Consider the following 26,798-nt stretch of genomic DNA (forward strand, 5'->3'; position numbering starts at 1 on the left):
GTTACGAATCCGGCTTTAAGGCCTTGTTAGCAGTACTTTCGAAAGCTTGCATTTGCTTTTCGTGAATTTTAACAATTAATGTAAATGTGACTATTGCCAATAAAATATCAAGAACATTGGATACTTGCGTAATAAGATTTAACCTCATTAATGGATCTATTCCCTCAGCATCGCCAGCCGTACGAAATATAATTTGTCCTAAAAAGTTATTTATTAACCAAATAGTCCACCAAGCGGGTAATATGTTACTAACTTTTACCTGACTCCACTCTTTAGGGTTATGACTCGTTTGCCAAATCTCTTTCATTGCTTGATAAGGTTTAAAAAGTGTTAAAATTGGTATGAAGTAATAACCAATTGACCAACCAGAGGTGAATTCCATATTCTCAGCGCCTAGCCGATGTGAGTTATAGTTTGCGCGATAAATCCACTTTAAAATGAGAAACCCTGAGATGATGAAATTTATTAAGTAAATGATACCTACAATTTGCTGTCTCTTATCACTAGCTTCTCCATCAGCCACTGCTAGCTCTTGGGACGTGTAAACACCATTTTTGTAATCAGATAATAAACCATACTCCATGTAACTCGAAGTAATAGAAATTAAGGCAATAACCACCTGAATATATAAAAAGTATTTTACCCATTTAGTTAATTTGTCTAAATTTTTAAATTCCAAAACTTCTCCCGACATAGATACTTCTCCCTGTACTGCTAACGCCTTAATAAACGGCGGAAAATAGCAGGCTAAACTAAGCGAAGGATGAGCGCAAGCCTGCTGTTTTGCGCCCATTGTTTAATTAACTTGTTATATACCGGCTATATTTGTAGCTTATTTTTTGACAGTTGAATTTTGACCCAAATATACGTTGGAACTAATGGAAGAAAAGCTAGCCACGATAGTGGTGTTACGACCCAAAACCAAATAAACCAACATTCAGCTATTACTAACAACAGAAGTTTAGCTGGGCGATTAAGTAAAATTAAATCACCCATGAATGCCAAAGGCAGCCCAAAACCAAAGATTGCAAAAAGAACAACTGCTGGATGTAGAGCCTCGAAAGTTAAACCTTTAAATGAATGATAAAACTCTAACCCAGAGCTCACAAATAGTGGGCTCAATAGACACAGCCCCCAAACTACGCTCCAAATAGAATTTCTTTTATGATTCGCATGTTTGTTATTTCTTTCTTGAAGCTTCTTCAATGCATCCATAGGTATATAACGCCTTAATAATACGCAGAAAATTATAGGCTACACTGCCGCCTCGCGGCAAGCCTATGATTTTATGTCCTTATTGATTAATTTGTTATACGTTTATGCCAACTGCTCTCTAGCAGACATTAACGCATAGCCTAACAAATTTAACCCTGCCCAGTTAGTTGGGTCTTCAGCCAATTGGTTATCAGCAGCTAAACCTATACCCCAAATAAAATCAACAGGACTAGCCTCTACAAGAATTCGTGAACCTGTATTTGTTAAGAAAGTAAGCAATTCAGGGTTTTGACCAAATTTTAATTTGCTAGCATTCGTTACTATTTTAAAGCGGTTATTATTCCATACAACATCGTCAAACCCCGTGACTTTTCGCCCTAACTGCTTAGCTTCACCAGGGTGATTACATTCTATGATTTTGTTGGCAATTTCTTCGTTACCAAACAGCTTAGCTTTATGGTACATCATGTAGTGTTCAGCAGTTTTAAATGTAACACCGTTTTCTTGAAACTCAGCTTCATACCATTGACTAAAGCATGACTTTGTCACGCCCGAATTGGATTTTTGATGTCCCCAAAAATAAACATATTTAGGGGAGCCACCATTTGAAATAAATTCGATTAATTGGTCGTTGGATTGGATTAACACATTTCTTCCCTAAACGTATAACGCCTTAATAAACGGCGAAAAATAGCAGGCTAAACTAAGCGAAGAATGAGCGCAAGCCTGCTGTTTTGCGTCCATTGTTTAATTAACTTGTTATATTTCAGTTGCTGAGGTCCAAGTAGCTCTTAACTGATTGCCTATTTTTACACTCGCTAAAGTATGGCAGTTGCTTATCTACACAAATAATATACTCGTCTTCTAATTCAACCACAGGCTTGATGTCTTTTACCAAATAATGATCATTTACCTTTTTCAAGTGCACCAAAGCGAAGTTGAACGAAGTGAATTTAGGTAAACCACTTGAATGAGTGAACCCTATAAACTCAATAATTTCTGGTTCAGGGTTTTCGTTGTACCATTCGTAGACGTTATATTTCAATTCAAAAGCAACATCCATACAAATACCGCTTTCTACATATTTATCACATGACTTTTCGCTTTCGACTACTGAAAAAGGTGACCCCAGAAATACAATATCATTTGCTTGCAGCAAGGAACTAAAGAAAAGAATAAAGACAGTAAAAATTTTCACCAATCTCTCCCTGAAATATAACGCTTAGCTAACAGGCAAAATTGAATAAGCTAAAATCGAGCGAAGCGACGAGCTTATTTAATTTTGTCCTAGTTTAGCGCCTTGTTATGCGTTGACACACCGTTTTCAAAGCGCTTGCGCCTGCACCAGCGAGCTAAACTTTTATTTATAAAAATACTCACCAAACCCAAAATTGCAAAGAAGCGTTAGACTGGTGAATAATGGTTCTGGTCACAGCTTAAATTGAAAAACGGAAAGCCAAGACCAACTTAAAACTTAATTACGCCACTGTACCTAAAAGCTAATTTGAAGGAAATACTTGAAGTGAAAACCATTTTAAAGACAGCGATTTAAATAACGCTTGCCTAACCGACGCAAAATAGCAGGCTAAACTTAGCGACGAAGGAGCGCAGCCTGCTGTTTTGCGTCCTTTTGATTTAGGCACTTGTTAGCCTACAAAACTTTACCTAAGTAAAAACACCTGCCGACATGTACCCAATTTGCTTTATGTAAGTACTTTAACTGATTAAAGAAAACCTGAAAACACCTTAGTTTTGTTTTTGTACTTTAGTAAGTTGAAGAACTTCCAAATAAGACACCAAAACAAACCAATATTTGAGAAAATAGTACTGGGCGTACGCCCTTAAACCTTGGCGCTGGATTATCGAATATCGATTGGCTGCTAACGCTTGCCGTAAACGGCACAAAATAGCAGGCTAAAATTAGCGACGAAGGAGCACAAGCCTGCTGTTTTGTGTCCTTGGTTTAACGGCATTGTTAGCTTTACAAAAAGCTGAGTGTGTACAAGAAAACCCACCCTGTAAAAGCTATAAAGAATAAGTATTTAACTATTTTTAACTTTCTAGCCTTTTCTAAATAAGCAGCTCTAAAAAGAAAACCAGATGGTACTGCTGCACCAAAATAATATACTCCAGGAGCAAGTAAAATACCTGACTTACTCGATGCATAAGAAATAAAACACAGAGCTAGAAAAGCACCTAAAAAGAACATACCTTTTGATGTTTCTAGAAATTCAATTGAAGTATCAAAAAAATCACTTAAATATTTTGTCATTGTGTAATCCTTCACAAATATACAGAGTAAAGCTAACGCCTTGCTAAACCGTGACAAGCAAGGAGCACCTTTTGTGTAATACTGAGCGAAGCGAAACACAAAAGGCGCAGAGTGTTTGGCATCGGTTTAAGCAACTTGTTAGCTCATTCTCTGTAGCATAAGCAAAATATTCCAGATACTAGATGCAGGCCCATGTGGTTCTGGAGATATCGTAACGCGATTACCATCATTCAATACAACAACAAGTTGATAGAGTTCCGCCTTGATCTTCCTAGGCATATCAGGTGGTACATCACGAATTTCATGTACATCGCTATAAATGAATGAAGAATCGACTCCCTCATTTTTAACCGCTGCTCCTCGGGTACAAAGAACAATAAAGTCTTCTTTTCCTGAACTAGAAAACAGAACCGGATCGCCCAGCTCGGGAGACAGAATTATACTTGGTATTTCCAAGACCTCCTCCCAAAACAATGTCCTCTGCTTTGGGATACCATGTTGCTTAGCACGCCACCTAATTCTGTCTTCTAAAAATTCGTCGGTGTTTTTCATATTGAGAGCTAACGCCTTAATAAACGGCGGAAAATAGCAGGCTAAACTAAGCGAAGAATGAGCGCAAGCCTGCTGTTTTACGTCCATTGTTTAATTAACTTGTTATATTTCTAGCATTCAGGATCTTCGATGGCCCCTATCAAATCTAAAGCTAATTTACGATTACGCTGGCTTTCACTTTTTAAACTAGCAAGTTCCATTAGCTTGGGGTAAAGCTCTTCAACTTCTTTTTTCACATTAGACTTGAGTTTGTCATATAGGTGAAAGGTTTCTTGAGTTAGTTCAGGGCCAAATGCACAATAAATATCGGTCACCATCTCGAGTGCGCAATTTCTCGAAACCTCGCTATTTCCATCGATAGCTGTAATTAGGATGAATCTTAAAGCTTCCTGAATCGCTGAATAATATGTACCACCATGGTTATTTCCAATGGCAAATAACACTTGGTTGTATATATCTTCATTACAGTTATCGTCATCTAAATCTACTAAGGCAATTAAAGCTGGAGCAACATCGTTAGGTTCGTAATACTCAATACCTTTGAACTTACCCCAATCTACAGACTTAATTTGTTCAACTAAACTCATTGCTACCACATAGAAATATAACGCTTGCCTAACCGGCGAAAAATAGCAGGCTAAAATTAGCGACGAAGGAGCGCAAGCCTGCTGTTTTGCGTCCTTTGGTTTAGGCACTTGTTATGTGCTTTTACTCAGATTTTAAACCTGACAGCTTAACGCTTTCACCTTTTGAAATTGACTTTGCTTGGTCTAAAGTAAACTGGAACCAAAATTCAGTACGATTCTCATCGAAATAACTAAAGCAAAACTCCATTTCATCAGCGTCAAAGCCACCAACAAACGAAGGGGACTGAAACATATCGCTCGACTCTATTTCAAGCCATTGATGAGTTGAGTAGTCTTGGTTCACTATCTCAATACAAATAGATTTTAATTCATCTTCAATTGGTATATCCATCACCGACCTATTAGAGCACATAACGCCGCAAATAAACGGCAAAAATTAGTTGGCTATAATTTGTGAGGTACGAGCAAAGCCAACTGGTTTTTGTCCGCACTTTTAATTTGCTTTGTTATAAGCCCTATGAACGAGCACCATTTTCGTAATGATAATGTTCTTGAGTAGCTGTAGTAAAGCCACCAATAAAATTGGGCTGTTTACTTTTTTCAGCTAGTTTTTCGGGCTTAATATTATGCATGCCATTTTCTACAGCCCAGTCAAATACACCTTGATCAAGTGGATATTTAGTTAGAATTCCAGTTAGTGAGTTTTCTTTTATCCAACTTTCAGCTAATTCGAGCTCACTGAAAACACCGCCAGAAAAATCTGCATTGTTTTTATTGAACACCCATACCGACTTCATTCACAAAACTCCAAAGGGCTTATAACGCTCGATTAACGGGTTAAAATTGAGCGAAGCGAGGAGCCCGCTGTTTTTAATCCCTGTTTAATTGCTTGTTAGGTTACCGTTCCTGAAAACTATACCCTTACTTGATTGTTGCCAGCCATCAATCTCAGGGTGATTGATTAAGTAACCATGAAACCCAAAAATAGAATACTTTTTCCGGATGCGCTCTGCCCAAAATATGCCAATTAACGCACCAATAAAACTTGAACCATAAATGATGTTTACGGCTGTATCGTAATCTGTGTAACCCAAAGAAAATGCCGAGGTTAAGGCAAATAAAACAGTAGGTACTAATACTATTTGTAAATAGAAGCACATAAATATGCCATACCCAAGTAGTGTTATAAATAGTTCAAATGGAAAGGCCAAAATACTTCTAATTATCTTGAACAATTCACCACCCCTTTTGGTAACCTAACGCCCTGTTAATGGGCAAAATTATGCTGGCTATAATGTGAAGCGGAGCGAAACCAAGCCAGCGTAATTTTGTCCGCTCATTAAACAGCTTGTTATATTTCAATGAATTCAGGTTTGATTAATCCAAAGCACTTCAAATCATGAAAGTCGCCTTTCCAGTAGCCGCTTGCACGCCGAATCCCTTCCTCTCTAAAGCCTAATTTTTTTAAGACCGATTCTGACGCAACATTTCCAAGCATAGTATCACCTTGAACCCTGTACAGTTCAGGAAATGGAGCTTCATTTGAAAAAGCGAAGTCTAATATCTTGTGTATTGCTTCTGATGCATAGCCACACCCCCAATAATTGGATGATAGCTCGTATCCAATACCAGCATTTTTCATTTTTGGGTTCCATGAGTTGAAACCACAGGTACCAATTAACTTACCTGAGTCTTTAATTCGAATTGCCCAGCGAATGCCTGCATTTTCAGTAAAGCGATTATTAAAAAATTCGATCAACTTCAATGATTGCTCTTGTGATTCGTAAACATCAATATCGTAATACTTGACTACGTTTTCATCGGAAAAAATTTCCAATAAATCAATCCCGTCACCTTCCGTCAGTTGATTAAGAATTAATCGCGATGTTTCTAATTCTGGAAATTGCATCTAAATCTTCCTTGAAATATAACGCTTGCCGTAAACGGCACAAAATAGCAGGCTAAAATTGGCGACGAAGGAGCACAAGCCTGCTGTTTTGTGTCCTTTTTTAACGGCCTTGTTAGGCATTGGTATACAACGGTTCATCACCTTTCCAGAAATGACCAAAACAAACTGTAGTTACAACTCCATACTCAGATTGAATTTCAAGCTCTTGTTCTGGAAAGGAGTAACTTTCCATTGTTCCATAATCTTCAAATTCAAAAGGCGTTTCAATAATTGACTTGAGTTCAGAAATAGCAACAAGCACCTCTAAACCTATAATTTTAACCCCTTGAATTAATAGCGCCGGATTTGAGCATTGAATCCAATGAAGCCTATCAGTTTCATCCATCCAAAACGTACACTTAAGTTTGTTGTGTTGGAGAAGCGGAAGCCCATCATTATCGGTGTCAATTTTGTTAGGCTCTCCTATGAGGCCTTTTAGGGTAACTTGATCAACCCCAAACCTTATATTATCCAATCCTGTCCCGAATTTTACTTCCATGCTAAAACCTATGCCTAACGCCGCAAATAAACGGCTAAAAATAGTTGGCTAGAATTTGTGAGGTACGAACAAAGCCAACTGTTTTTTGTCCGCGTTTTAATTTGCATTGTTATGTACCGCTTTAAGCAGAACATTCATTAACTATATTTTCCATAAATTCTTTTGATTCCTTAAAAGACTTAGGTGTAAACACCTCATCTGGGTCTTCTGTATTTGTTCCATCAATTGTTAATTCATAGTAAGTAATTTGCCCTTCAGCTTTTTCTACTTCTACGGAGAGCAAATAACTAGTTAATGACCGATACTCTTCAAATTTCTCATAGAAGCAGGCCTCATAGACAGGAACATCGAGTTTTTTACCATAACCCACCAATTTGATAGATTGGAAACCGCATGCAGCCAACAAAGAACAAAGTAAAATTGAAATCAGTGTTTTCATATCACCCTAGGTACATAACGCCTTAATAAACGGCGAAAAATAGCAGGCTAAACTAAGCGAAGAATGAGCGCAAGCCTGCTGTTTTGCGTCCATTGTTTAATTAACTTGTTATATGCCGAATGCACAAAACAAACAAAGTAAAATAAAAACTGGTAGTAAGAAAGATATAGGCCTTTGAATTATTGTGCCTGATAACTTTCGAATGCCACGTACTTTTGTTCGATTAATAAAATTGAAAACATGTTCGGCAAAAAACAATACAAATACGCCACCAAAACTAAATGCATAAAGTGGCTTACCAGATAATAAAAACCAGCTAAAGCAAAATAAAAGTAGAAGTCCAACAAACGGAATTAATGTCATCTTAAGAAGCTTGCTGATGATGAATTCTCTTAGGCATATAACGCCTTAATAAACGGCGGAAAATAGCAGGCTAAACTAAGCGAAGAATGAGCGCAAGCCTGCTGTTTTGCGTCCATTGTTTAATTAACTTGTTAGTTGCCATCATCACATACTTTTTCATATGCGTCTCGGATTGACCAACCTACCATTGATGCAATGGTAGGTTCCTGCTTAACATACCGAATAATCATTTGATTAAAGCTATCTTCTGACCATTCATGTAACTGTAATCGCTCTACTCTTATTTTGGCTGTGACACGGTGTAGTATTTCATTGATCCATTTCATTTGAGAAACCTTAGTGACATCAGAAGTGCTTTCCTCAGACCAAAAATCTCGAACTGCGATAGTTAAACGATGCGCCAATAATTCATAAAATAGAATTTTCTTCTCTTTGTTTAAAGAACCGATTAGTTTTGGATAATCTGAGGATTTGATTTGAAGCCTCCATGGCAACTAACGTTTGCCTAACCGGCGAAAAATAGCAGGCTAAAGTTAGGGACGAAGGAGCGCAAGCCTGCTGTTTTGCGTCCTTTGGTTTAGGCACTTGTTAGGTATTACCCATTAGCGCTAGACAGTGCTTTTGCCTCATCCCAACAGTTGCAACAAACAACTTTAAAATTAGCTCTCCGCATCCAACTTCTTTTGTCGTTGTCCCCGAGTTTAACAAGCTCATGTTCACAATCTGAACACCAAGCCCAAGGGCGAGCACAGTCATTGTAGTCTTTAGTGTAAAAGCCAACAGTCTTATTTTCATCTAGTGCAAGTAAAATATGAATGCAGGCTACACCAACCTCTTGCTTTCCATGTTTAGGACATCTTACAGTTTTCAAAGGTTATACCTAACGTTCAATTAACGGGTTAAAAATAGTGGGCTAAAATCGAGCAAAGCGAAGAGCCCACTGTTTTTAATCCCTGTTTAATTGCTTGTTAGCAATACCTCACCACTCAGGCTTTCCAATGAAATCCTCCAGCCTATGAGAGTAATACTTTTTATTTGTAAACCAGACCTTAACACCTTTATTGTGGAGTAGCCCAAATTTTGTCATATCTCCATCTAGAATCGAGGTGTCGGCAACAGTAACTTTATTTAGCTTGGATAAATTAGAAATACCAGCTATTGAATCTAGCTCATGGCATTTATCAATTATCAGTTTTTCAAGGGATTGAACCTCAAATATAACCTCAAGATTTGCTATTTTTTTACACGATTCAATTTCAAGCTCTTTTAGGCTGATCCCAGTAATAGAAGAAACATCAGTTAACTTTGAACAGCGATAAAGCATCAACTGATCTAAATTTGGAAACAGCTCGATACCTATCAAAGATTGAAATGTTCCCATAACCAAATCTAACCTTTGTAAGTTTTGCAACGCGACAAATTTTGATAAGTCTTGAGCTTTGTACTTATCAATTCTTATAACTTTTAAGGTACTTAAATGGTGTAAGCTGTCAAGGCAAGGACGCCAATCAATGCTTACTCGGTTTAGTCGTTCTAGTTTAGAAAAGTCGAACCCTTTTTTTATGCGCGTACATTCCAAAGTTAAGCTTTCTAAACTAGTTAATTCCCCAATAACCGAAACATCTTCAATTTCGTCATCCATTAAATAGAGGCATTTGAGATCTTTAATTTTAGTTAAAAGGCTCAATTCTTGGCTCTTCCAACCAAGCCTTTGATTCAATAATATGGATTTGAGGTTATGTTCATTTATAAAATCTATAACTGAATTCGTTAACGGTGAACTTAAGTTAATTCGTTTTCCCGCGACATCATCTTCTACGATTGTATATTCCATCAGAGTCTAACGAAGTCTCCATGTATTGCTAACGCTTATCGTAAACGGCACAAAATAGCTGGCTAAAATTTGCGACGAAGGAGCACAGCCTGCTGTTTTGTGTCCTTGTTTAACGGCCTTGTTATAATTTACTGCAATCATTACTTAAACAATAAGAATGATAAACTGATCCCCCGCATACTTCACCATCACCATGACCTACCAACCATTTTTTTAAGAATGCTACCCGTTGAATAATAAAGCCTGTTCTATCAAAAGCAGAGCACATAGGGAAAACCGTTCCGTAGTTTTTTTGCTTATTTTTTAATGGGTATAACATTTCCAAGTTACTATCAACTAACGAACTCCAAACTTTTTGCGATTTATCTAGCTTTTCTAGAAACTCAGGCTCGTGTTTATAATGCTTTCTGATCTCTGCGAGAACGCGCTGCAGTTCTGCCGAAGCAGACTTCAAGTCCAAACCTGCGCATTGGTTCATATCATGCTGAGTTATTGAGTTTTCAAGACATGTTCCCTCAGCATATAGCTTTGTTGAAAAAATTATTGGAAATAAAATCAGAATTTTACGCACAAACTACCCTGTAAATTATAACGCCCGCATAATGGGCGGATTAAGCTTGGCTAAAATAGCGAGGAACGAGCGCCAGCCAAGCTTTAGACGTCCATTCATTGATGCGCTTGTTATGTTGCTAATTTACCTGATTTTTTAGATTTATAAAATTTTATAGCCTCATAGGTAAATATTAAAAACATGCCTCCAGCAAACACCTGAAATGCAAAAACTAATTCTGGCATACCACAAGAACCAGAATGCGTGCCTACATGCCAAAGAAATGCAGGTATATAAGTGAATAATGAAATAAATAATAAGGGTATCCAAAGCCTACTTTTATTTGATAGGGCACGCAAGAATAATGAGCCAATTAAGAAAGTAATTGCAGAGAAAAAGTAGATCGTGGCTTGCATTTCATGCTGTTCACGCAAGCCTTCTGGTGGAGAAAAACAAGCAAATGAACTAAACGAAAATAAAAATAGAGTCAGTAATACTAGAATTTTCAATCAGGCTTTCCTTGCAACATAACGCCTTGCTCACCGGAAAATTAGGAGCGCAGCGAGTAATTTTTCCGTGTGCAGCAACTTGTTATGCATGGTTTAACTATTTAGAAGAAAGTAAATTAATAGTTTTTGAAACTGTATACTTTAAAAACAGCTCCAAAATATGTATTTTAAGCCCACCTTTACTCGACAACGTCTGACATAGTTCACCTCTTACTCCATTCCAAAACTCGAGTTCCTCTGTTAGATACGAATACTTCATTTGATTGTTTAGATAGTGATTTTTTGAATATCTTTCACAAATCACATCATTAACTTTCACAATAGTGGCGTTTTTAGCTTGTATTAAAGCATCAACAAATAGTCCTGGTTCTATATTATGTAGTATTGGTTTGTACTCATATACATGCAAAAGTAAATCTGTAAATCTATCAACCTGTTCTAATTTTATACTGGTAACAATTTCGGCAGATTCAGCTTCTTTTTTCTTCAGAATCTCTTCGTTAAATGACCTTTCATTTTCACCAATAATAAGCGACTTTAAATCTAAGAAATCCTGATCTTGATCATTGAAATATCCATAGCCAGTGCCATTACTAAAACTATTTCCGGTAACCAACTTGGTTTTCCAGAAATGGCTATGTTGGTATTTATCAATGTACTTTCTAACTATTTCTTTAACCTCGTCAATACTAATATTGCTAAGGTTGTTTTTACTAAAGTAGATTACGAGGGCTACCTTATGGAGATAAATCCTTAGATCATCTTCAGTAAGAGATTTCAACTCACCTTCAACCCTTTCAAGAAGACTTGAGAACTCGTCATCTTCTAGCTCTCTAAAGTTCCAAAGCTTTACCCAATCAGGTTTTTCTACTTCCGTCTTTTCAACAAACAATGCCAATTTAGAAGTTTCTTCATTGATTTTATCTAGATCACCTTTGAATAGTATGTTTGCCCAGATATCACCATCATAGACGTGCGCCTGATCATTAAAATATTTGGCGTAGATATCATCACTTGATTTTTTAATGTCAGTGCTTTTCCTAAAAGGCATGTTTTTTCTTAGTTCTTCTTCGGATAAACTTCCTTTTTTAATCTCAATACTAAGGGCAAAAAAACACCTTACTAAGTCCTTATAAAATTGGTCATTTTTCTTATATTTATCATCAATATTTCTTATTAAATACTCAAAGTCATCTATCGATTGTTTAAATTTCCTGAGATTTTTTAACTTTGACTGATCATAAACACTTTGAATTACGTCTTTATATTCACTTACGCTGTATCCTTTTAAGAAATCACACAAAATACTGCTAAAGTCATTTTTGATTTCGAATGTTTTACCAATTACTTTTTCTTTGAAGTCTCTATATACGTCTCCATTACTGCCTTCAATTAAAACTTTCTCATTTGCAATTAATACAACTTTTAACTTTGAGTTTTCCACCAACTCATTTATAAAACCTAATACCTCCACAGTTGATATTTCGCTTCTTTCTAAGTCATCGAAAATAAGTACAATTTCTTTACTTTTTTTATCAGAGAAGAATTCAGAGATATTAAGCTTTTCCAGCTTGGTATTTAGAGTGGTTTCAGAAGCGCCATCTGAGTTGATATCAAGCTTCACCCCCATACTAAGCGCGCCCTTAATGACATTGCCTGCCAATCTTGCGTACTTCGAACCTAATACGGGATGTAGCTTCTGAAATATACAGCCATTAATGTCAGAAATATTTTTCAAACCAAACAAGCTGATTTTTATTAATTTGAATTTCTCTTCATTTAGATTTTCGATGTACTCATCAATAAAATGAGTTTTCCCAACGCCCCATTCGCCACAAAGAAGAAACGCATACTCAGGAGAGGATAAGCTTAAATAATAATGAAGATTATCAACAATGTGTTTGTTTATTTCCATAACTCTAACTCGGGTAATTGAGCTCTATCATCGATGTGTGCATAACGCCCGCGTAAGGCACGTGAGGAACGAGCGTCGCATTTCACGCGCTTGTTATGCATTTTATTTGTCACCAGAGATTTGAATAATAGAACCTATGACTGTTTTTAGTCTTTCGCTACCAAAGACAATACCAATCAGCTTGATAAAGTCCTCCTCGTTTTCTAGGCGGGCATCTTCTTCTATCCCGAGCTCTTCAGCAATTTCGTCATCAACAGAAACATCTACAGGGTACATCGTAATTGAGTGTGAAAAGTCAAATACTTTAAATTTATAGTTTTTTAAGAATTTTCCTAGCAAATAAAACTGATAACTAAAATCATCTTTATGATTTAACACTGCAGCATCATATTCACTCATTTCTATAACTTTTGCGAAGACCATATCTCCTGTGAGTTTAGGTAAAAGCTTTGACTGTTCATCCAATATTTTCTTTGGTGAATTGACCTCATTAGGTTTAAATTCTTCAGGCCACAAATTCTTCATTTTCTAAAACCTCGCGTAAATTAAATTCGAAAAAAATTGGTAAGTGGTCACTTAAATTTGGTCTTCCAGATTCTCCAATCAGTGAGGACCCGCTGAGCTCCTGTAATACTTGCAAGCTGCTTTTTACAAAAAAAGGAGATAAATTTGGCCTCAGAATAACCTGATCCAATATATTCCAGAAGAACACAGTCTGCTCAGATGAGCGGTGAAAGTAACTACCTGGATTATTGTCAGAATCTCCGAAAAGATTCCACATAGGGTTATAAAAGAACTTATGCTCGCGTTCTTTAACAACTCTACTCAAAGAGCTAGCAGTTTTCTCGCAGGGGATGGAATGAAACGCAGAAGCACCGACCATGCCAGCCTCAAAAGGATTCATATTGAAGTCCCCAACAACAAATGTATTATCAGTATCAAGAACCCTTTCTGCTTCCTCTATTTCCCTTTTAAATTCTGTCGCTTCTAAAAGCTGAGTCTGTTCCGACTGGTGAAGCTTACTCGGGAGATGTACTGCCACCAACAACATTGAAAAGTGGTCTGAAAGAGTTAATTTTTTTGAAGTAAAGTAACTAGATTCTGGCCCGTGCTCATGACGTGCAACTCCCACCCTAATGTATATTCTAATTCTGTTGCATCCAATTTGCGGGATTTCTTCAAAGATGTTTTCTTCTAGATTGACTTGATTGAGAAAGTCATTTTTCGAAGCTTCATACTCCGCCAATATCAAAAGATCAAAACTTCCTGACACAGCTAAAGGCACAAGAAGATCGTCTACTTTTTCTTTACCTGCATTCCAGAATAAAACTTTCAAAGCTACTCCTTCTTATGGATTTTTATGATTGCATAACGCCCCAATAAGCGGCGGATAATAGTTGGCTATAATTGTGAACGAAGTGAACGCAGCCAACTGTTATGCGTCCGACTTGATTGGCTTGTTATATGCCTTATCTCGGATATAGCTCAGTGAATGGAGAAATTAACAATAAACTCAAAACAATAATTCCAGTACTTAATATCCCAATCGATGACCTTGATAAAACCAAAGTGAATTTATCACTAGTTTTTCTCAAAACGAGAAAAGACAAAACAATAACAAATAAAGATGCTAAATAGGTAAAAGATACCATGGTCGTACCTAAGGTTATCCCACCTATGTAATCGTTACCATAAAATTTACGCCAGTCTTTTACTATACGAAAGACCGCTTCACTCACCCCGTATGCTTGTATCACCGAAACGAGCGCAAATAAAACGACTAAGATACGGTTAAATAGTTTCATAGGCATATAACGCTTGCCTAACCGGCGCAAAATAGCAGGCTAAAATTAGCGACGAAGGAGCGCAAGCCTGCTGTTTTGCGTCCTTTGGTTTAGGCACTTGTTATGCATTTTCTGACCAAAGTGCATCCGAACGAAACGCATACATATAAATCGGATATGCAACAAATAGTAAAAAAACAAAAGCCCCTAGTGAAAACAATAATTTTATTAAACTAAATTGGTTAAACGTATAAAGGACTAACCAAAACACACTTATACCACCAAAAATCAGTACATTTAAAACAAATATTAATATAGCTATTGTTTTAGTTCCGATAGCCACGCCGTATGCGTAACCATATATTGGTATTAGTATTGATGCTGAGACAATAACAGACAAAAAATCTGAATATTTTAAGCTTTCTTTGAAAGGTAAACCAACCAACTCAAGAAATGTAATGAAGGCTACAAAAGCAAATAGAAACTTCCACTTTTTCAAAATATTACTCTTAATGCATAACGCCTTTGTTAACAGGCTAAATATAGTTGGCTAGAATATGCGACCAAGGAGCAAAAGCCAACTATATTTTGTCCTTGTTTAACAACTTGTTAGGTGCGTTGCTTGTAGAACTGGGCAATTAGAATACCACCCGCCCAAATAAGCGAAGCTAGAGATAAAATATAAGTCGAGCTCAAAAAGCCGATAAATCCGCCAATTATTAAAGCTATTAAGCCTAAGATGAATGTTAAAACTGTTAATTTAGAAACATGAGGATATTTAAAAATTGAAATTGCGCTGATGGTTAAACTAACCAATCCAATTACCGCCAGCAAACTGAACCCCAAAGAAATAAAGTCTCTAAAGAAAGCATGACCAAAAACTAATAAGCCTAGAACACATAAAGCCCCCCAACCTATTATTGACGGTACTATTAAGAATGTGAGTAATATCTTGGTGTTACGAATTTCTCTAGGAGTCAAAAAAGCACCTAACGCCGTTGTAACCGGCAAAAAATTGTTGGCTAAAATGTGTAGCGAAGCGTAACAGCCAACAGTTTTTTGTCCGCGTTGACGACCTTGTTATGCGTTGACACTCAAATTTAGAAGCGCTTGCGCCTGCACTATTAAGCCAAGCTTAAAATTAAAAACACTCACCAAACCCAAAATAGCAAAGAAGCGTTCGACTGGTGAATGACCTTTCTGGTCACAGCTTAAATTGAAAAAAGAAAAGCCAAGACCTACTTAAAAATTGATTGCACCACTGTACCTAAAAGCTGATTTGAAGAAAAGACTTGAGACAAAAACTGTACTAAAGACAGCGATTTAAAGTGACGCATAACGCCTTAATAAACGGCGAAAAATAGCAGGCTAAACTAAGCGAAGAATGAGCGCAAGCCTGCTGTTTTGCGTCCACTGTTTAATTAATTTGTTATGTTTAAATTAACTCAAACGGGTAATTATGTTTGCGGCCAATTTGTCCATTAATTTGCTAGGTGCAAATGCTAAAAACAGGCCAATTATTGGAAATAAACAGGTAAACAACAAAGCCGATATTTTTGTACTTTTGTCTTTAGTCGGGATTCCGTTGACTTCAATTACAGCATTCGGATCGAGTGCAGTTTGTGCAAAGAAGAATACTAGTAGACACCCTATTATAATAAGAATGCCCCCAGCAAGCCTGCTAAGCCCAACTATGACATCAACTCTTTTCTTTATTTCTGCGTCCATACTCTCTTTAAAGATAACGCCCGATTAACGGGTAAAAAATTGTGGGCTAAAATTGAGCGAAGCGAATAGCCCGCAAGTTTTTTATCCCTGTTTAATTGCTTGTTATGCGTTGACACACCGCTTTCAAAGCGCTTGCGCCTGCACCAGCGAGCTAAACTTTAATTTATAAAAACACTCTCCAAACCAAAAATTGCAAAGAAGCGTTCGACTGGTGAATGACCTTTCTGGTCACAGCTAAAATTGAAAAACTAAAAGCTAAGACCAGCTTAAAACTTAATTACGCCACTGTAACTAAAAGCTGATTTAAAGAAAAGACTTGAAGTAAAAACTGCATTAAAGACAACGATTTAAAGTGACGCATAACGCTTGCCGTAAACGGCACAAAATAGCAGGCTAAAATTAGCGACGAAGGAGCACAAGCCTGCTGTTTTGTGTCCACGGTTTAACGGCCTTGTTAGCTTTCTAGTGCTCTTTAACACCACTTAAACACTCGAAGAACTTTTTGCTATCTTGATAAGTTGGTGGATACAAATCAGATTCTTCTATCACACTATTCATAACACCAATAATTGCCCACTCAATGTTCTTTAAATCGTTTGACTTTACTTCATAGTATCCCACCGCACCGCATTCTTCGAATGCCTTTTTCAAAATCGGTTTTCCTTGGTTAGGGATTGTAAATTCACGAAGAGCCTTTCCACCAAAGCGAATATTATCTTTGTAGCACTCTAAATATGAATCTTTGCCGCATCGCTCTTTTGCAACTTCCATATCAAAATACTCTCTTACAATACATGTATTTGGCATGGGTACCATCTTAGGGCAGCGCCTTTTCATTATCTCGCAATCATTCCCCGATTTTTCACAAATTTGGATTGCTAAATCTTTTAAAATTGCATCAGCAGGCTCTTTTGCTGTTGCGGAAAATGCAGAACTTGTAAGTATCAAAGAAAAAATAAAAATATAATTGCTCATTAAGTGTTCTCGAAACCCTGAGAGAAAGCTAACGCCCTAATAATGGGCAAAAAATTGTTGGCTAAAATGTTGAGGGACGAAAACAGCCAACTGTTTTTTGTCCTTATTTATTAGCTTGTTATGTTTTTTTGGCACCTTGCAATTTTTTATATTTGAAGAAGCAAAGTACAAAAGTTACAACACAAATAGCTTTTAACACTAATAGGCTAAACGGACGCCACCAAGCACCTGTTTGTGCCTCTATGATGTCAGATACCCCAAATGCAACAAAAGCTCCAGATGAGATTAAACAAATTTTAAAAGAAGCGTCGGATTTTCCAAGTTTAAGAGAGTGCACCAATAAGCCTATGGCAATAATAAACCAAAGAACTGATTCAATATAATTAAACTCTGCAATATCCATAAATTCCAAATAATAATTGGCCTAAATCACCCGATTAAAATGCAAATACTGAGAAAAACATAACGCCCGATTAACGGGTAAAAAATTGTGGGCTAAAATTGAGCGAAGCGAATAGCCCGCAAGTTTTTTATCCCTGTTTAATTGCTTGTTATGCGTTGACACACCACTTTCAAAGCGCTTGCGCCTGCACCAGCTAGCTAAACTTTTATTTAAAAAAACACTCACCAAACTCAAAATTGCAAAGAAGCGTTGGACTGGTGAATGACCTTTCTGGTCACAGCTTAAATTGAAAAACGAAAAGCCAAGACCAACTTAAAACTTAATTGCGCCACTGTACCTAAAAGCTAATTTGAAGAAAAGACTTGAAGCAAAAACTGAACTAAAGACAGCGATTTAAAGTGACGCATAACGCTTAGCTAACAGGCAAAATTGAATAAGCTAAAATCGAGCGAAGCGACGAGCTTATTTAATTTTGTCCTAGTTTAGCGCCTTGTTATGCGTTTACACACCGTTTTTAAAGCGCTTGCGCCTGCACCAGCGAGCTAAACTTTTATTTATAAAAACACTCACCAAGCTCAAAATTGCAAAGAAGCGTTCGACTGGTGAATGACATTTCTGGTCACAACTAAAATTGAAAAACGAAAAGCTAAGACCAGCTTAAAACTTAATTACGCCACTGTACCTAAAAGCTGATTTGAAGAAAAGACTTGAAGTAAAAATTGCATTAAAGACAGCGATTTAAAGTGACGCATAACGCCTCGCTTAACCGGCGCAAAATAGCAGGCTAAAATTAGCGACGAAGGAGCGCAAGCCTGCTGTTTTGCGTCCTTTGGTTAAAGCGTTTGTTATGTGTTCAATTACTCATAGTGTCTTGCTGCTTGAATTGCATCTGCAAATAGCTGCCAACTTGGCTTATCAGCGTCAACTGCTAGATTGAAGTTTTTATAATACCCATCAGCATCATTGAGCCAAGCTCCAAGGGCTTCAACAAAATCACTAGCAGTTTTGTTTTCCCAACTATCAGGGTTTTCCGAAGACAAAGACTTTATCAATGATAAAAGTTCGTTCTTACTATTTACACTAGATTTATTCATAGACGCACAACTTAGATGAACACGTAACGCTTAGCTAACAGGCAAAATTGAATAAGCTAAAATCGAGCGAAGCGACGAGCTTATTTAATTTTGTCCTAGTTTAGCGCCTTGTTATGCGTTTACACACCGCTTTTAAAGCGCTTGCGCCTGCACCAGCGAGCTAAACTTTTATTTATAAAAAAACTCACCAAGCTCAAAATTGCAAAGAAGCGTTCGACTGGTGAATGACATTTCTGGTCACAGCTTAAATTGAAAAACGAAAAGCCAAGACCAACTTAAAATTTGATTACGCAACTGTACCTAAAAGCTGATTTGAAGAAAAGACTTGAGGAAAAAACCGATTTAGATTCAGTTAATTGAAATGACGCATAACGCCTTAATAAACGGCGGAAAATAGCAGGCTAAACTAAGCGAAGAATGAGCGCAAGCCTGCTGTTTTACGTCCACTGTTTAATTAATTTGTTAGGTTTATTTTTGCATACTAATTTTTTATAACATACCAATTATCAAACAAGTGCTCTAAACATTGTACTTTTGGTAAACACACATCTTTGGGGTTAATATTCTTACCTAAAGCGTAAGCACCTTCACCAATTCCGTACTCACTTTTAAAGGAAAAAGCTTTTCGTAATATCCAAGCCTCACCCTCTTTTTGAAGCCAAAGTGAATTAAAGCCATTTTCTTTATATGGAACTACAATTCTGCTTAAATCTGGGTTGGAGACTTCTTTATATTTGGCACCTGCAGCAACCCAAGCTAGTGAAACTTCGGTTTCTGCAGAGGTTTGTACCCACTGTATTGAAACATAACCTTCTTGCTCGGTTGCCCTTATAGCTTTTACAAAACTTTTTGAATTCAAAAACACATAAACTAAATGCTGCAATTTGCTTTCAGGCCAGTATGGGACTGTTTTCAGTATTACAAAGCAAATTATTATAGAGAAACTTAAATATAAAAGCGGCTTCTTCATAAACCTAACGCCGTTGTAACCGGCAAAAAATTGTTGGCTAAAATGTGAAGCGAAGCGTAACAGCCAACAGTTTTTTGTCCGCGTTGACGACCTTGTTATGCGTTGACACTCAAATTTAAAAGCGCTTGCGCCTGCACCAGCTAGCTAAACTTTTATTTAAAAAAAACACTCACCAAACCAAAAATTGCAAAGAAGCGTTCGGCTGGTGAATGATGGTTCTGGTCACAGCTTAAATTGAAAAACGAAAAGCCAAGACCAGCTTAAAGCTTAATTACGCCACTGTACCTAAAAGATGATTTGAAGAAAAGACTTGAGGTAAAAACCGTTTTAAAGACAGCGATTTAAAGTGACGCATAACGCCGTTGTAACCGGCAAAAAATTGTTGGCTAAAATGTGAAGCGAAGCGTAACAGCCAACAGTTTTTTGTCCGCGTTGACGACCTTGTTATGCGTTGACACTCAAAATTCAAAGCGCTTGCGCCTGCACTAATAAGCCAAACTTAAAATTAAAAAACACCCACCAAACCCACAATTGCAAAGAAGCGTTCGACTGGTGAATGACCTTTCTGGTCACAGCTTAAATTGAAAAACTAAGAGCCAAGACCAACTTAAAATTTGATTACGCCACTGTACCTAAAAGCTGATTTGAAGGAAAGACTTGAAGTAAAAACCGTTTTAAAGACAGCAATTTAAATTGACGCATAACGCCTTAATAAACGGCGGAAAATAGCAGGCTAAACTAAGCGAAGAATGAGCGCAAGCCTGCTGTTTTACGTCCATTGTTTAATTAATTTGTTATGTGTAAATTACTCCAACTCTCCATATTCCCAATCTGCATTGGCATGAATCTTTTGTGCGAAACAACCGGGTTTTAAGCTGGTTAGTTCGTTAATAGTTGGATCTTTTAGGGTCAAATGACCAACACCGATAAGATGTGGTTCTGAGTTCTCAGGGCAATTCTCATCATCACAGAAAAACTGCCAGTCACCTTCGGGGTCTCGAATACCTACTAATACGGGAGACTCTTTCTTAAAGACATGAGAGCAAACATATACCCCGTAATTATCATTAAACTCCATACTACCCTTTACACATAACGCCGCAAATAAACGGCTAAAAATAGTTGGCTAGAATTTGTGAGGTACGAACAAAGCCAACTGTTTTTTGTCCGCGTTTTAATTTGCATTGTTATGTACCGCTTTAAGCAGAACATTCATTAACTATATTTTCCATAAATTCTTTTGATTCCTTAAAAGACTTAGGTGTAAACACCTCATCTGGGTCTTCTGTATTTGTTCCATCAATTGTTAATTCATAGTAAGTAATTTGCCCTTCAGCTTTTTCTACTTCTACGGAGAGCAAATAACTAGTTAATGACCGATACTCTTCAAATTTCTCATAGAAGCAGGCCTCATAGACAGGAACATCGAGTTTTTTACCATAACCCACCAATTTGATAGATTGGAAACCGCATGCAGCCAACAAAGAACAAAGTAAAATTGAAATCAGTGTTTTCATATCACCCTAGGTACATAACGCCGTTGTAACCAGCTAATAATAGTTGGCTAAAATTTGTGAGGCACGAACAAAGCCAACTGTTATTTGTCCGCGTTTAAAACTTTGTTATGTGCGCTTGTATGAATCTTCATGTGAAATGCCAAGACTTACTAATAAATCTTCAAAATAGCCAACATCTTCTAACTCGCGATTATCTTCATAAGCTAAGCACAAAATAATTCTCATCTTTGCTACTTCTGGGACAGATATGTTGTAACCATCATTACTATCAACCCAAGACCACAAATCCTCTTTTAACTTCTCAAGGTTAATATTTTCATTATCAATCCAATAACCTTTAAGTTGTGAAAATGCACTTTTTGCCAAAGGTATTTCAGGTACACCAAGCTTATCTACCCAAGAAATTATATGGGCTGCATACTTATAATTTTCGTTCAAGCTAGGTAACTCCCCTGAGCACATAACGCCCGATTAACGGGTAAAAAATTGTGGGCTAAAATTGAGCGAAGCGAATAGCCCGCAAGTTTTTTATCCCTGTTTAATTGCTTGTTATGCGTTGACACACCACTTTAAAAGCGCTTGCGCCTGCACCAACGAGCTAAACTTTTATTTATAAAAACACTCACCGAACCAAAAATTGCAAAGAAGCACTCTACTGGTGAATGACCTTTCTGGTCACAGCTTAAATTGAAAAACGAAAAGCCAAGACCAACTTAAAATTTGATTACGCCACTGTACCTAAAAGCTGATTTGAAGGAAAGACTTGAAGTAAAAACCGTTTTAAAGACAGCAATTTAAAGTGACGCATAACGCCCGATTAACGGGTAAAAAATAGTGGGCTAAAATTGAGCGAAGCGAAAAGCCCGCAAGTTTTTTATCCCTGTTTAATTGCTTGTTATGCGTTGACACACCGGTTTTGAAGCGCTTGCGCCTGTACCATTAAGCCAAACTTTAAATTTAAAAACACTCACCAACCCCAAAATTGCAAAGAAGCGTTCGACTGGTGAATGACCCTTCTGGTCACAGCTTAAATTGAAAAACGAAAAGCCAAGACCAACTTAAAACTCAATTACGCCACTGTACCTAAAAGCTGATTTGAAGAAAAGGCTTGAAGTAAAAACTGCATTAAAGACAGCGATTTAAAGTGACGCATAACGCCCGCATAATGGGCGGATTAAGCTTGGCTAAAATAGCGAGGAACGAGCGCCAGCCAAGCTTTAGACGTCCATTCATTGATGCGCTTGTTATGTTGCTAATTTACCTGATTTTTTAGATTTATAAAATTTTATAGCCTCATAGGTAAATATTAAAAACATGCCTCCAGCAAACACCTGAAATGCAAAAACTAATTCTGGCATACCACAAGAACCAGAATGCGTGCCTACATGCCAAAGAAATGCAGGTATATAAGTGAATAATGAAATAAATAATAAGGGTATCCAAAGCCTACTTTTATTTGATAGGGCACGCAAGAATAATGAGCCAATTAAGAAAGTAATTGCAGAGAAAAAGTAGATCGTGGCTTGCATTTCATGCTGTTCACGCAAGCCTTCTGGTGGAGAAAAACAAGCAAATGAACTAAACGAAAATAAAAATAGAGTCAGTAATACTAGAATTTTCAATCAGGCTTTCCTTGCAACATAACGCTTGCCGTAAACGGCACAAAATAGCAGGCTAAAATTAGCGACGAAGGAGCACAAGCCTGCTGTTTTGTGTCCACGGTTTAACGGCCTTGTTAGCTTTCTAGTGCTCTTTAACACCACTTAAACACTCGAAGAACTTTTTGCTATCTTGATAAGTTGGTGGATACAAATCAGATTCTTCTATCACACTATTCATAACACCAATAATTGCCCACTCAATGTTCTTTAAATCGTTTGACTTTACTTCATAGTATCCCACCGCACCGCATTCTTCGAATGCCTTTTTCAAAATCGGTTTTCCTTGGTTAGGGATTGTAAATTCACGAAGAGCCTTTCCACCAAAGCGAATATTATCTTTGTAGCACTCTAAATATGAATCTTTGCCGCATCGCTCTTTTGCAACTTCCATATCAAAATACTCTCTTACAATACATGTATTTGGCATGGGTACCATCTTAGGGCAGCGCCTTTTCATTATCTCGCAATCATTCCCCGATTTTTCACAAATTTGGATTGCTAAATCTTTTAAAATTGCATCAGCAGGCTCTTTTGCTGTTGCGGAAAATGCAGAACTTGTAAGTATCAAAGAAAAAATAAAAATATAATTGCTCATTAAGTGTTCTCGAAACCCTGAGAGAAAGCTAACGCCCTGTTAATGGGCAAAATTATGCTGGCTATAATGTGAAGCGGAGCGAAACCAAGCCAGCGTAATTTTGTCCGCTCATTAAACAGCTTGTTATATTTCAATGAATTCAGGTTTGATTAATCCAAAGCACTTCAAATCATGAAAGTCGCCTTTCCAGTAGCCGCTTGCACGCCGAATCCCTTCCTCTCTAAAGCCTAATTTTTTTAAGACCGATTCTGACGCAACATTTCCAAGCATAGTATCACCTTGAACCCTGTACAGTTCAGGAAATGGAGCTTCATTTGAAAAAGCGAAGTCTAATATCTTGTGTATTGCTTCTGATGCATAGCCACACCCCCAATAATTGGATGATAGCTCGTATCCAATACCAGCATTTTTCATTTTTGGGTTCCATGAGTTGAAACCACAGGTACCAATTAACTTACCTGAGTCTTTAATTCGAATTGCCCAGCGAATGCCTGCATTTTCAGTAAAGCGATTATTAAAAAATTCGATCAACTTCAATGATTGCTCTTGTGATTCGTAAACATCAATATCGTAATACTTGACTACGTTTTCATCGGAAAAAATTTCCAATAAATCAATCCCGTCACCTTCCGTCAGTTGATTAAGAATTAATCGCGATGTTTCTAATTCTGGAAATTGCATCTAAATCTTCCTTGAAATATAACGCCGTTGTAACCGGCAAATAATAGTTGGCTAAAATTTGTGAGGCACGAACAAAGCCAACTGTTATTTGTCCGAGTTTACGACTTTGTTATGTGCCTGACTGCTTAATAATTGCGTAACCATCCTTTTGATAGTCTTTGATACAGCTTTCATACTTTTCTAACAAACTTGGTTCGTTAACAACTCCGAATGCCCAAGTATTGCAGTTTACAGTTTGTTTTGAAGAATTCTCCAAAGTGGTTTCTTTATAAAATTTTACAAAACCAACTGCATATGCAGCCTCAACAAACTTCGAATTAACAAGAAACCCAAAGCCTATAATTACAGCTAAAGTTAAAACTTTTTTCATAGATATCCTTCCTTTATTGTGACGGTGCATAAACTTTGAGCACATAACGCTTGCCGTAAACGGCACAAAATAGCAGGCTAAAATTAGCGACGAAGGAGCACAAGCCTGCTGTTTTGTGTCCTTGGTTTAACGGCTTTGTTAGCTGTACTTTACTAGAATTTCTTTAGTAAACCGATAAAAACAAACTGCAGCTAATAACGTAAAAATCGAGGGTATAAGAAATACAAACACCTCAATTAATCCGTGTTCTTCAGAACTTTCTACAATTGAACGAGCTACAAATGAAGAGAGAATTGTAGCCAAAATTGAGACTTTCACTCCTTTGGCATGCTTACTTTTAGTAACTTTATCAAGCTTACCAAATGCAACAAGCACTATAAAAAGAGCCACTAGATAAGTCAAAGTGTCCACTATCATCACAGCGAACTCAGCCAGTGACATCTCATACATATTCTTGATAATTTCTGCGAACATTTCCACTACTCAGGTTTTCCTTGTACAGCTAACGCTTTGCTAAGGGGCAATTTACTGTTGGCTATACTTGCGCGAAGCGCCAAGCCAACTGTTAATTGTCCCAGTGAGTTTACGAACGAACTTGAGCAACTTGTTATAAGCCATCTTTAGCACCATGCGTAAACAGTAAAAATTTGGGGGCATACCCTGTGATTGTTACATGACCAGATATATATCCCATTAAAAAAATAACCGCAGTAATAACCCATATAAAGTGTTCATACGGCTCTGTAAAAGCAATAAATATTATCATTGGGACTAGCAAGAGTGACAGTACAAAGATAAAGCCTGATAGCACTCTGAATGGAGTTCTGACTTTGGCTAATTGTTCCCTCGATATACTCATGCTTACCTTGGCTTATAACGCCGTTGTAACCGGCAAAAAATTGTTGGCTAAAATGTGAAGCGAAGCGTAACAGCCAACAGTTTTTTGTCCGCGTTGACGACTTTGTTATGCGTTGACACTCAAATTTAGAAGCGCTTGCGCCTGCACTAATAAGCCAAACTTAAAACTTAAAACACTCACCTAACCAAAAATTGCAAAGAAGCGATTGACTGTTGAATGACCTTTCTGGTCACAGCTTAAATTGAAAAAAGAAAAGCCAAGACCTACTTAAAAATTGATTGCACCACTGTACCTAAAAGCTAATTTGAAGAAAAGACTTGAAGTAAAAACCGTTTTAAAGACAGCTATTTAAAGTGACGCATAACGCCGTTGTAACCGGCAAAAAATTGTTGGCTAAAATGTGAAGCGAAGCGTAGCAGCCAACAGTTTTTTGTCCGCGTTGACGACCTTGTTATGCGTTGACACACAAAATTAAAAGCGCTTGCGCCTGCACCAATAAGCCAAACTTATAAATTTAAAAACACTCACCAAACCTAAAATTGCAGAGAAGCGTTCGACTGGTGAATGACCTTTCTGGTCACAGCTTAAATTGAAAAATGAAAAGCTAAGACCAACTCAATACTTGATTACGCCACTGTACCTAAAAGCTGATTTGAAGAAAAGACTTGAAGCAAAAACCGTTTTAAAGACAGCGATTTAAAATGACGCATAACGCCGTTGTAACCGGCAAAAAATTGTTGGCTAAAATGTGAAGCGAAGCGTAACAGCCAACAGTTTTTTGTCCGCGTTTACGACTTTGTTATGTTTTCATTTCATGAACAAATTTAAAAGCGCTACCTTTCTTTGCAGGCTGCCAACCGTCTTGAAGAGCAGACCTGATGCAATTTTCAATATCTTTTGGTGTTACTGGTAACTCTGGGTTTCCAATCCAATTATCACAACGTACCCAAGGAAATGTTATTGATAAAACTGCTCCAGACTTTTCAGCCAACTCAACTGCTGCTGTCATATGGTTACCAAAAGCACCTTGACTATATGTTGGTTTGCTTCTAATTGTCCATCTGTACTCGACTGTATCAACAACTATTTTACGTGAACCTTTCTTCGGGATTGCCATACATCACCAGAAAACATAACGCCGTTGTAACCGGCAAAAAATTGTTGGCTAAAATGTGAAGCGAAGCGTAACAGCCAACAGTTTTTTGTCCGCGTTGACGACTTTGTTATGCGTTGACACTCAAATTTAGAAGCGCTTGCGCCTGCACTAATAAGCCAAACTTAAAACTTAAAACACTCACCTAACCAAAAATTGCAAAGAAGCGATTGACTGTTGAATGACCTTTCTGGTCACAGCTTAAATTGAAAAAAGAAAAGCCAAGACCTACTTAAAAATTGATTGCACCACTGTACCTAAAAGCTAATTTGAAGAAAAGACTTGAAGTAAAAACCGTTTTAAAGACAGCTATTTAAAGTGACGC

Annotated in this window: 38 protein-coding genes; all 38 read right to left on the reverse strand. The window is 37.3% G+C overall.

The genetic code is table 11. The features are described 5' to 3' along the window. Window position 1: 1 nt before the first annotated feature. The gene (locus tag ACXAC4_RS25900) at window positions 2–793 is read right to left on the reverse strand and encodes a DUF4328 domain-containing protein (protein WP_475167610.1); all 792 of its coding nucleotides are present in this window, start codon (window positions 791–793) and stop codon (window positions 2–4) included. A gap of 26 nt (window positions 794–819) precedes the next feature. After that, window positions 820–1,215 carry a hypothetical protein gene (locus ACXAC4_RS25905; RefSeq protein WP_475167612.1) on the reverse strand — a complete coding sequence of 132 codons (396 nt, stop codon included), beginning with the start codon at window positions 1,213–1,215 and terminating at the stop codon, window positions 820–822. 102 nt (window positions 1,216–1,317) lie between these two features. Beyond that, window positions 1,318–1,863 (reverse strand): NADAR family protein, encoded by a 546-nt coding sequence (locus ACXAC4_RS25910; protein ID WP_475167614.1) that lies wholly within the window; start codon window positions 1,861–1,863, stop codon window positions 1,318–1,320. 118 nt (window positions 1,864–1,981) lie between these two features. After that, entirely contained in the window at window positions 1,982–2,413 is a 432-nt protein-coding gene (locus tag ACXAC4_RS25915) for a hypothetical protein (protein ID WP_475160449.1), read from the reverse strand. A 783-nt stretch (window positions 2,414–3,196) separates the two neighbouring features. Beyond that, entirely contained in the window at window positions 3,197–3,487 is a 291-nt protein-coding gene (locus ACXAC4_RS25920; RefSeq protein WP_475167617.1) for a hypothetical protein, read from the reverse strand. A gap of 138 nt (window positions 3,488–3,625) precedes the next feature. Further along, window positions 3,626–4,039, reverse strand: a complete 414-nt coding sequence (locus ACXAC4_RS25925; protein WP_475167619.1) for a hypothetical protein — start codon at window positions 4,037–4,039, stop codon at window positions 3,626–3,628. Between the two features lie 110 nt (window positions 4,040–4,149). Further along, complete coding sequence (locus ACXAC4_RS25930; protein WP_475167621.1) at window positions 4,150–4,626, reverse strand: hypothetical protein; 477 nt, start codon at window positions 4,624–4,626, stop codon at window positions 4,150–4,152. 121 nt (window positions 4,627–4,747) lie between these two features. After that, on the reverse strand, window positions 4,748–5,017 hold the full coding sequence (locus ACXAC4_RS25935; RefSeq protein ID WP_475167352.1) for a hypothetical protein: 270 nt from the start codon (window positions 5,015–5,017) through the stop codon (window positions 4,748–4,750). A 124-nt stretch (window positions 5,018–5,141) separates the two neighbouring features. Continuing rightward, entirely contained in the window at window positions 5,142–5,423 is a 282-nt protein-coding gene (locus ACXAC4_RS25940) for a DUF7710 domain-containing protein (RefSeq protein WP_475167624.1), read from the reverse strand. Between the two features lie 84 nt (window positions 5,424–5,507). Continuing rightward, complete coding sequence (locus tag ACXAC4_RS25945) at window positions 5,508–5,861, reverse strand: hypothetical protein (RefSeq protein WP_475167626.1); 354 nt, start codon at window positions 5,859–5,861, stop codon at window positions 5,508–5,510. Between the two features lie 116 nt (window positions 5,862–5,977). Beyond that, complete coding sequence (locus tag ACXAC4_RS25950; RefSeq protein ID WP_475167629.1) at window positions 5,978–6,535, reverse strand: GNAT family N-acetyltransferase; 558 nt, start codon at window positions 6,533–6,535, stop codon at window positions 5,978–5,980. 112 nt (window positions 6,536–6,647) lie between these two features. Continuing rightward, entirely contained in the window at window positions 6,648–7,073 is a 426-nt protein-coding gene (locus ACXAC4_RS25955; protein ID WP_475167630.1) for a hypothetical protein, read from the reverse strand. Window positions 7,074–7,194: 121 nt separating this feature from the next. Next, window positions 7,195–7,512: a hypothetical protein gene (locus ACXAC4_RS25960; RefSeq protein WP_475167631.1), complete on the reverse strand. Its 318-nt coding sequence runs from the start codon at window positions 7,510–7,512 to the stop codon at window positions 7,195–7,197. 494 nt (window positions 7,513–8,006) lie between these two features. Beyond that, entirely contained in the window at window positions 8,007–8,369 is a 363-nt protein-coding gene (locus tag ACXAC4_RS25965) for a hypothetical protein (RefSeq protein ID WP_475167634.1), read from the reverse strand. A 101-nt stretch (window positions 8,370–8,470) separates the two neighbouring features. Continuing rightward, complete coding sequence (locus ACXAC4_RS25970; protein WP_475167636.1) at window positions 8,471–8,746, reverse strand: hypothetical protein; 276 nt, start codon at window positions 8,744–8,746, stop codon at window positions 8,471–8,473. Between the two features lie 108 nt (window positions 8,747–8,854). Then, entirely contained in the window at window positions 8,855–9,709 is an 855-nt protein-coding gene (locus tag ACXAC4_RS25975) for a leucine-rich repeat domain-containing protein (RefSeq protein ID WP_475167638.1), read from the reverse strand. A gap of 121 nt (window positions 9,710–9,830) precedes the next feature. Further along, on the reverse strand, window positions 9,831–10,280 hold the full coding sequence (locus ACXAC4_RS25980) for a lysozyme inhibitor LprI family protein (protein WP_475167639.1): 450 nt from the start codon (window positions 10,278–10,280) through the stop codon (window positions 9,831–9,833). A gap of 110 nt (window positions 10,281–10,390) precedes the next feature. Further along, window positions 10,391–10,768 (reverse strand): hypothetical protein, encoded by a 378-nt coding sequence (locus ACXAC4_RS25985; protein WP_475167641.1) that lies wholly within the window; start codon window positions 10,766–10,768, stop codon window positions 10,391–10,393. Between the two features lie 97 nt (window positions 10,769–10,865). Continuing rightward, entirely contained in the window at window positions 10,866–12,683 is a 1,818-nt protein-coding gene (locus ACXAC4_RS25990) for a P-loop NTPase fold protein (protein ID WP_475167643.1), read from the reverse strand. A gap of 102 nt (window positions 12,684–12,785) precedes the next feature. Further along, window positions 12,786–13,208 (reverse strand): hypothetical protein, encoded by a 423-nt coding sequence (locus ACXAC4_RS25995; RefSeq protein WP_475167646.1) that lies wholly within the window; start codon window positions 13,206–13,208, stop codon window positions 12,786–12,788. Further along, on the reverse strand, window positions 13,189–14,019 hold the full coding sequence (locus ACXAC4_RS26000) for a hypothetical protein (protein ID WP_475167648.1): 831 nt from the start codon (window positions 14,017–14,019) through the stop codon (window positions 13,189–13,191). Before ACXAC4_RS26000 ends, ACXAC4_RS25995 begins: the two co-directional genes overlap by 20 nt. Window positions 14,020–14,588: 569 nt before the next feature. Further along, a complete protein-coding gene (locus ACXAC4_RS26005) occupies window positions 14,589–14,966 on the reverse strand; it encodes a hypothetical protein (RefSeq protein ID WP_475167651.1) in 378 nt (125 codons plus the stop codon). Window positions 14,967–15,076: 110 nt separating this feature from the next. Continuing rightward, on the reverse strand, window positions 15,077–15,448 hold the full coding sequence (locus ACXAC4_RS26010; protein WP_475167652.1) for a hypothetical protein: 372 nt from the start codon (window positions 15,446–15,448) through the stop codon (window positions 15,077–15,079). Window positions 15,449–15,907: 459 nt separating this feature from the next. Beyond that, window positions 15,908–16,195, reverse strand: coding sequence for a hypothetical protein (locus tag ACXAC4_RS26015; RefSeq protein ID WP_475167654.1), 288 nt, complete (start codon window positions 16,193–16,195; stop codon window positions 15,908–15,910). Between the two features lie 462 nt (window positions 16,196–16,657). Next, entirely contained in the window at window positions 16,658–17,170 is a 513-nt protein-coding gene (locus ACXAC4_RS26020; RefSeq protein ID WP_475167656.1) for a hypothetical protein, read from the reverse strand. Between the two features lie 118 nt (window positions 17,171–17,288). Beyond that, window positions 17,289–17,573, reverse strand: coding sequence for a hypothetical protein (locus ACXAC4_RS26025; RefSeq protein WP_475167657.1), 285 nt, complete (start codon window positions 17,571–17,573; stop codon window positions 17,289–17,291). 857 nt (window positions 17,574–18,430) lie between these two features. Beyond that, entirely contained in the window at window positions 18,431–18,667 is a 237-nt protein-coding gene (locus ACXAC4_RS26030) for a DUF7660 family protein (protein WP_475167659.1), read from the reverse strand. Between the two features lie 481 nt (window positions 18,668–19,148). Further along, window positions 19,149–19,637 (reverse strand): hypothetical protein, encoded by a 489-nt coding sequence (locus ACXAC4_RS26035; RefSeq protein WP_475167661.1) that lies wholly within the window; start codon window positions 19,635–19,637, stop codon window positions 19,149–19,151. A gap of 805 nt (window positions 19,638–20,442) precedes the next feature. Continuing rightward, the gene (locus ACXAC4_RS26040; protein ID WP_475167662.1) at window positions 20,443–20,715 is read right to left on the reverse strand and encodes a hypothetical protein; all 273 of its coding nucleotides are present in this window, start codon (window positions 20,713–20,715) and stop codon (window positions 20,443–20,445) included. Between the two features lie 121 nt (window positions 20,716–20,836). After that, window positions 20,837–21,154, reverse strand: coding sequence for a hypothetical protein (locus tag ACXAC4_RS26045; protein ID WP_475167631.1), 318 nt, complete (start codon window positions 21,152–21,154; stop codon window positions 20,837–20,839). A 105-nt stretch (window positions 21,155–21,259) separates the two neighbouring features. Continuing rightward, window positions 21,260–21,592 carry a hypothetical protein gene (locus tag ACXAC4_RS26050; protein ID WP_475167664.1) on the reverse strand — a complete coding sequence of 111 codons (333 nt, stop codon included), beginning with the start codon at window positions 21,590–21,592 and terminating at the stop codon, window positions 21,260–21,262. Window positions 21,593–22,398: 806 nt separating this feature from the next. Further along, window positions 22,399–22,776 carry a hypothetical protein gene (locus tag ACXAC4_RS26055; RefSeq protein WP_475167641.1) on the reverse strand — a complete coding sequence of 126 codons (378 nt, stop codon included), beginning with the start codon at window positions 22,774–22,776 and terminating at the stop codon, window positions 22,399–22,401. A 121-nt stretch (window positions 22,777–22,897) separates the two neighbouring features. Then, on the reverse strand, window positions 22,898–23,410 hold the full coding sequence (locus ACXAC4_RS26060) for a hypothetical protein (RefSeq protein WP_475167656.1): 513 nt from the start codon (window positions 23,408–23,410) through the stop codon (window positions 22,898–22,900). 123 nt (window positions 23,411–23,533) lie between these two features. Continuing rightward, on the reverse strand, window positions 23,534–24,091 hold the full coding sequence (locus ACXAC4_RS26065) for a GNAT family N-acetyltransferase (RefSeq protein WP_475167629.1): 558 nt from the start codon (window positions 24,089–24,091) through the stop codon (window positions 23,534–23,536). A 109-nt stretch (window positions 24,092–24,200) separates the two neighbouring features. Next, complete coding sequence (locus tag ACXAC4_RS26070; protein WP_475167667.1) at window positions 24,201–24,461, reverse strand: hypothetical protein; 261 nt, start codon at window positions 24,459–24,461, stop codon at window positions 24,201–24,203. A gap of 138 nt (window positions 24,462–24,599) precedes the next feature. After that, complete coding sequence (locus tag ACXAC4_RS26075) at window positions 24,600–24,935, reverse strand: hypothetical protein (protein WP_475167755.1); 336 nt, start codon at window positions 24,933–24,935, stop codon at window positions 24,600–24,602. A gap of 133 nt (window positions 24,936–25,068) precedes the next feature. Next, window positions 25,069–25,320, reverse strand: coding sequence for a hypothetical protein (locus tag ACXAC4_RS26080; RefSeq protein WP_475167669.1), 252 nt, complete (start codon window positions 25,318–25,320; stop codon window positions 25,069–25,071). A 799-nt stretch (window positions 25,321–26,119) separates the two neighbouring features. Continuing rightward, window positions 26,120–26,437: a hypothetical protein gene (locus tag ACXAC4_RS26085; RefSeq protein WP_058030473.1), complete on the reverse strand. Its 318-nt coding sequence runs from the start codon at window positions 26,435–26,437 to the stop codon at window positions 26,120–26,122. Between the last annotated feature and the right edge of the window lie 361 nt (window positions 26,438–26,798).

The sequence above is a fragment of the Pseudoalteromonas sp. AWM4_233 genome (genome assembly GCF_056158285.1).

Bases quoted from the DNA above. Each gene is read 5' to 3' on its own strand.
- ACXAC4_RS25900 (WP_475167610.1), bottom strand. From the start codon at position 793: ATGGGCGCAAAACAGCAGGCTTGCGCTCATCCTTCGCTTAGTTTAGCC.
- ACXAC4_RS25905 (WP_475167612.1), bottom strand. From the start codon at position 1,215: ATGGATGCATTGAAGAAGCTTCAAGAAAGAAATAACAAACATGCGAAT.
- ACXAC4_RS25920 (WP_475167617.1), bottom strand. From the start codon at position 3,487: ATGACAAAATATTTAAGTGATTTTTTTGATACTTCAATTGAATTTCTA.
- ACXAC4_RS25925 (WP_475167619.1), bottom strand. From the start codon at position 4,039: ATGAAAAACACCGACGAATTTTTAGAAGACAGAATTAGGTGGCGTGCT.
- ACXAC4_RS25930 (WP_475167621.1), bottom strand. From the start codon at position 4,626: ATGAGTTTAGTTGAACAAATTAAGTCTGTAGATTGGGGTAAGTTCAAA.
- ACXAC4_RS25935 (WP_475167352.1), bottom strand. From the start codon at position 5,017: ATGGATATACCAATTGAAGATGAATTAAAATCTATTTGTATTGAGATA.
- ACXAC4_RS25940 (WP_475167624.1), bottom strand. From the start codon at position 5,423: ATGAAGTCGGTATGGGTGTTCAATAAAAACAATGCAGATTTTTCTGGC.
- ACXAC4_RS25950 (WP_475167629.1), bottom strand. From the start codon at position 6,535: ATGCAATTTCCAGAATTAGAAACATCGCGATTAATTCTTAATCAACTG.
- ACXAC4_RS25955 (WP_475167630.1), bottom strand. From the start codon at position 7,073: ATGGAAGTAAAATTCGGGACAGGATTGGATAATATAAGGTTTGGGGTT.
- ACXAC4_RS25960 (WP_475167631.1), bottom strand. From the start codon at position 7,512: ATGAAAACACTGATTTCAATTTTACTTTGTTCTTTGTTGGCTGCATGC.
- ACXAC4_RS25975 (WP_475167638.1), bottom strand. From the start codon at position 9,709: ATGGAATATACAATCGTAGAAGATGATGTCGCGGGAAAACGAATTAAC.
- ACXAC4_RS25990 (WP_475167643.1), bottom strand. From the start codon at position 12,683: ATGGAAATAAACAAACACATTGTTGATAATCTTCATTATTATTTAAGC.
- ACXAC4_RS25995 (WP_475167646.1), bottom strand. From the start codon at position 13,208: ATGAAGAATTTGTGGCCTGAAGAATTTAAACCTAATGAGGTCAATTCA.
- ACXAC4_RS26015 (WP_475167654.1), bottom strand. From the start codon at position 16,195: ATGGACGCAGAAATAAAGAAAAGAGTTGATGTCATAGTTGGGCTTAGC.
- ACXAC4_RS26020 (WP_475167656.1), bottom strand. From the start codon at position 17,170: ATGAGCAATTATATTTTTATTTTTTCTTTGATACTTACAAGTTCTGCA.
- ACXAC4_RS26025 (WP_475167657.1), bottom strand. From the start codon at position 17,573: ATGGATATTGCAGAGTTTAATTATATTGAATCAGTTCTTTGGTTTATT.
- ACXAC4_RS26030 (WP_475167659.1), bottom strand. From the start codon at position 18,667: ATGAATAAATCTAGTGTAAATAGTAAGAACGAACTTTTATCATTGATA.
- ACXAC4_RS26035 (WP_475167661.1), bottom strand. From the start codon at position 19,637: ATGAAGAAGCCGCTTTTATATTTAAGTTTCTCTATAATAATTTGCTTT.
- ACXAC4_RS26040 (WP_475167662.1), bottom strand. From the start codon at position 20,715: ATGGAGTTTAATGATAATTACGGGGTATATGTTTGCTCTCATGTCTTT.
- ACXAC4_RS26045 (WP_475167631.1), bottom strand. From the start codon at position 21,154: ATGAAAACACTGATTTCAATTTTACTTTGTTCTTTGTTGGCTGCATGC.
- ACXAC4_RS26060 (WP_475167656.1), bottom strand. From the start codon at position 23,410: ATGAGCAATTATATTTTTATTTTTTCTTTGATACTTACAAGTTCTGCA.
- ACXAC4_RS26065 (WP_475167629.1), bottom strand. From the start codon at position 24,091: ATGCAATTTCCAGAATTAGAAACATCGCGATTAATTCTTAATCAACTG.
- ACXAC4_RS26070 (WP_475167667.1), bottom strand. From the start codon at position 24,461: ATGAAAAAAGTTTTAACTTTAGCTGTAATTATAGGCTTTGGGTTTCTT.
- ACXAC4_RS26075 (WP_475167755.1), bottom strand. From the start codon at position 24,935: ATGTTCGCAGAAATTATCAAGAATATGTATGAGATGTCACTGGCTGAG.
- ACXAC4_RS26080 (WP_475167669.1), bottom strand. From the start codon at position 25,320: ATGAGTATATCGAGGGAACAATTAGCCAAAGTCAGAACTCCATTCAGA.
- ACXAC4_RS26085 (WP_058030473.1), bottom strand. From the start codon at position 26,437: ATGGCAATCCCGAAGAAAGGTTCACGTAAAATAGTTGTTGATACAGTC.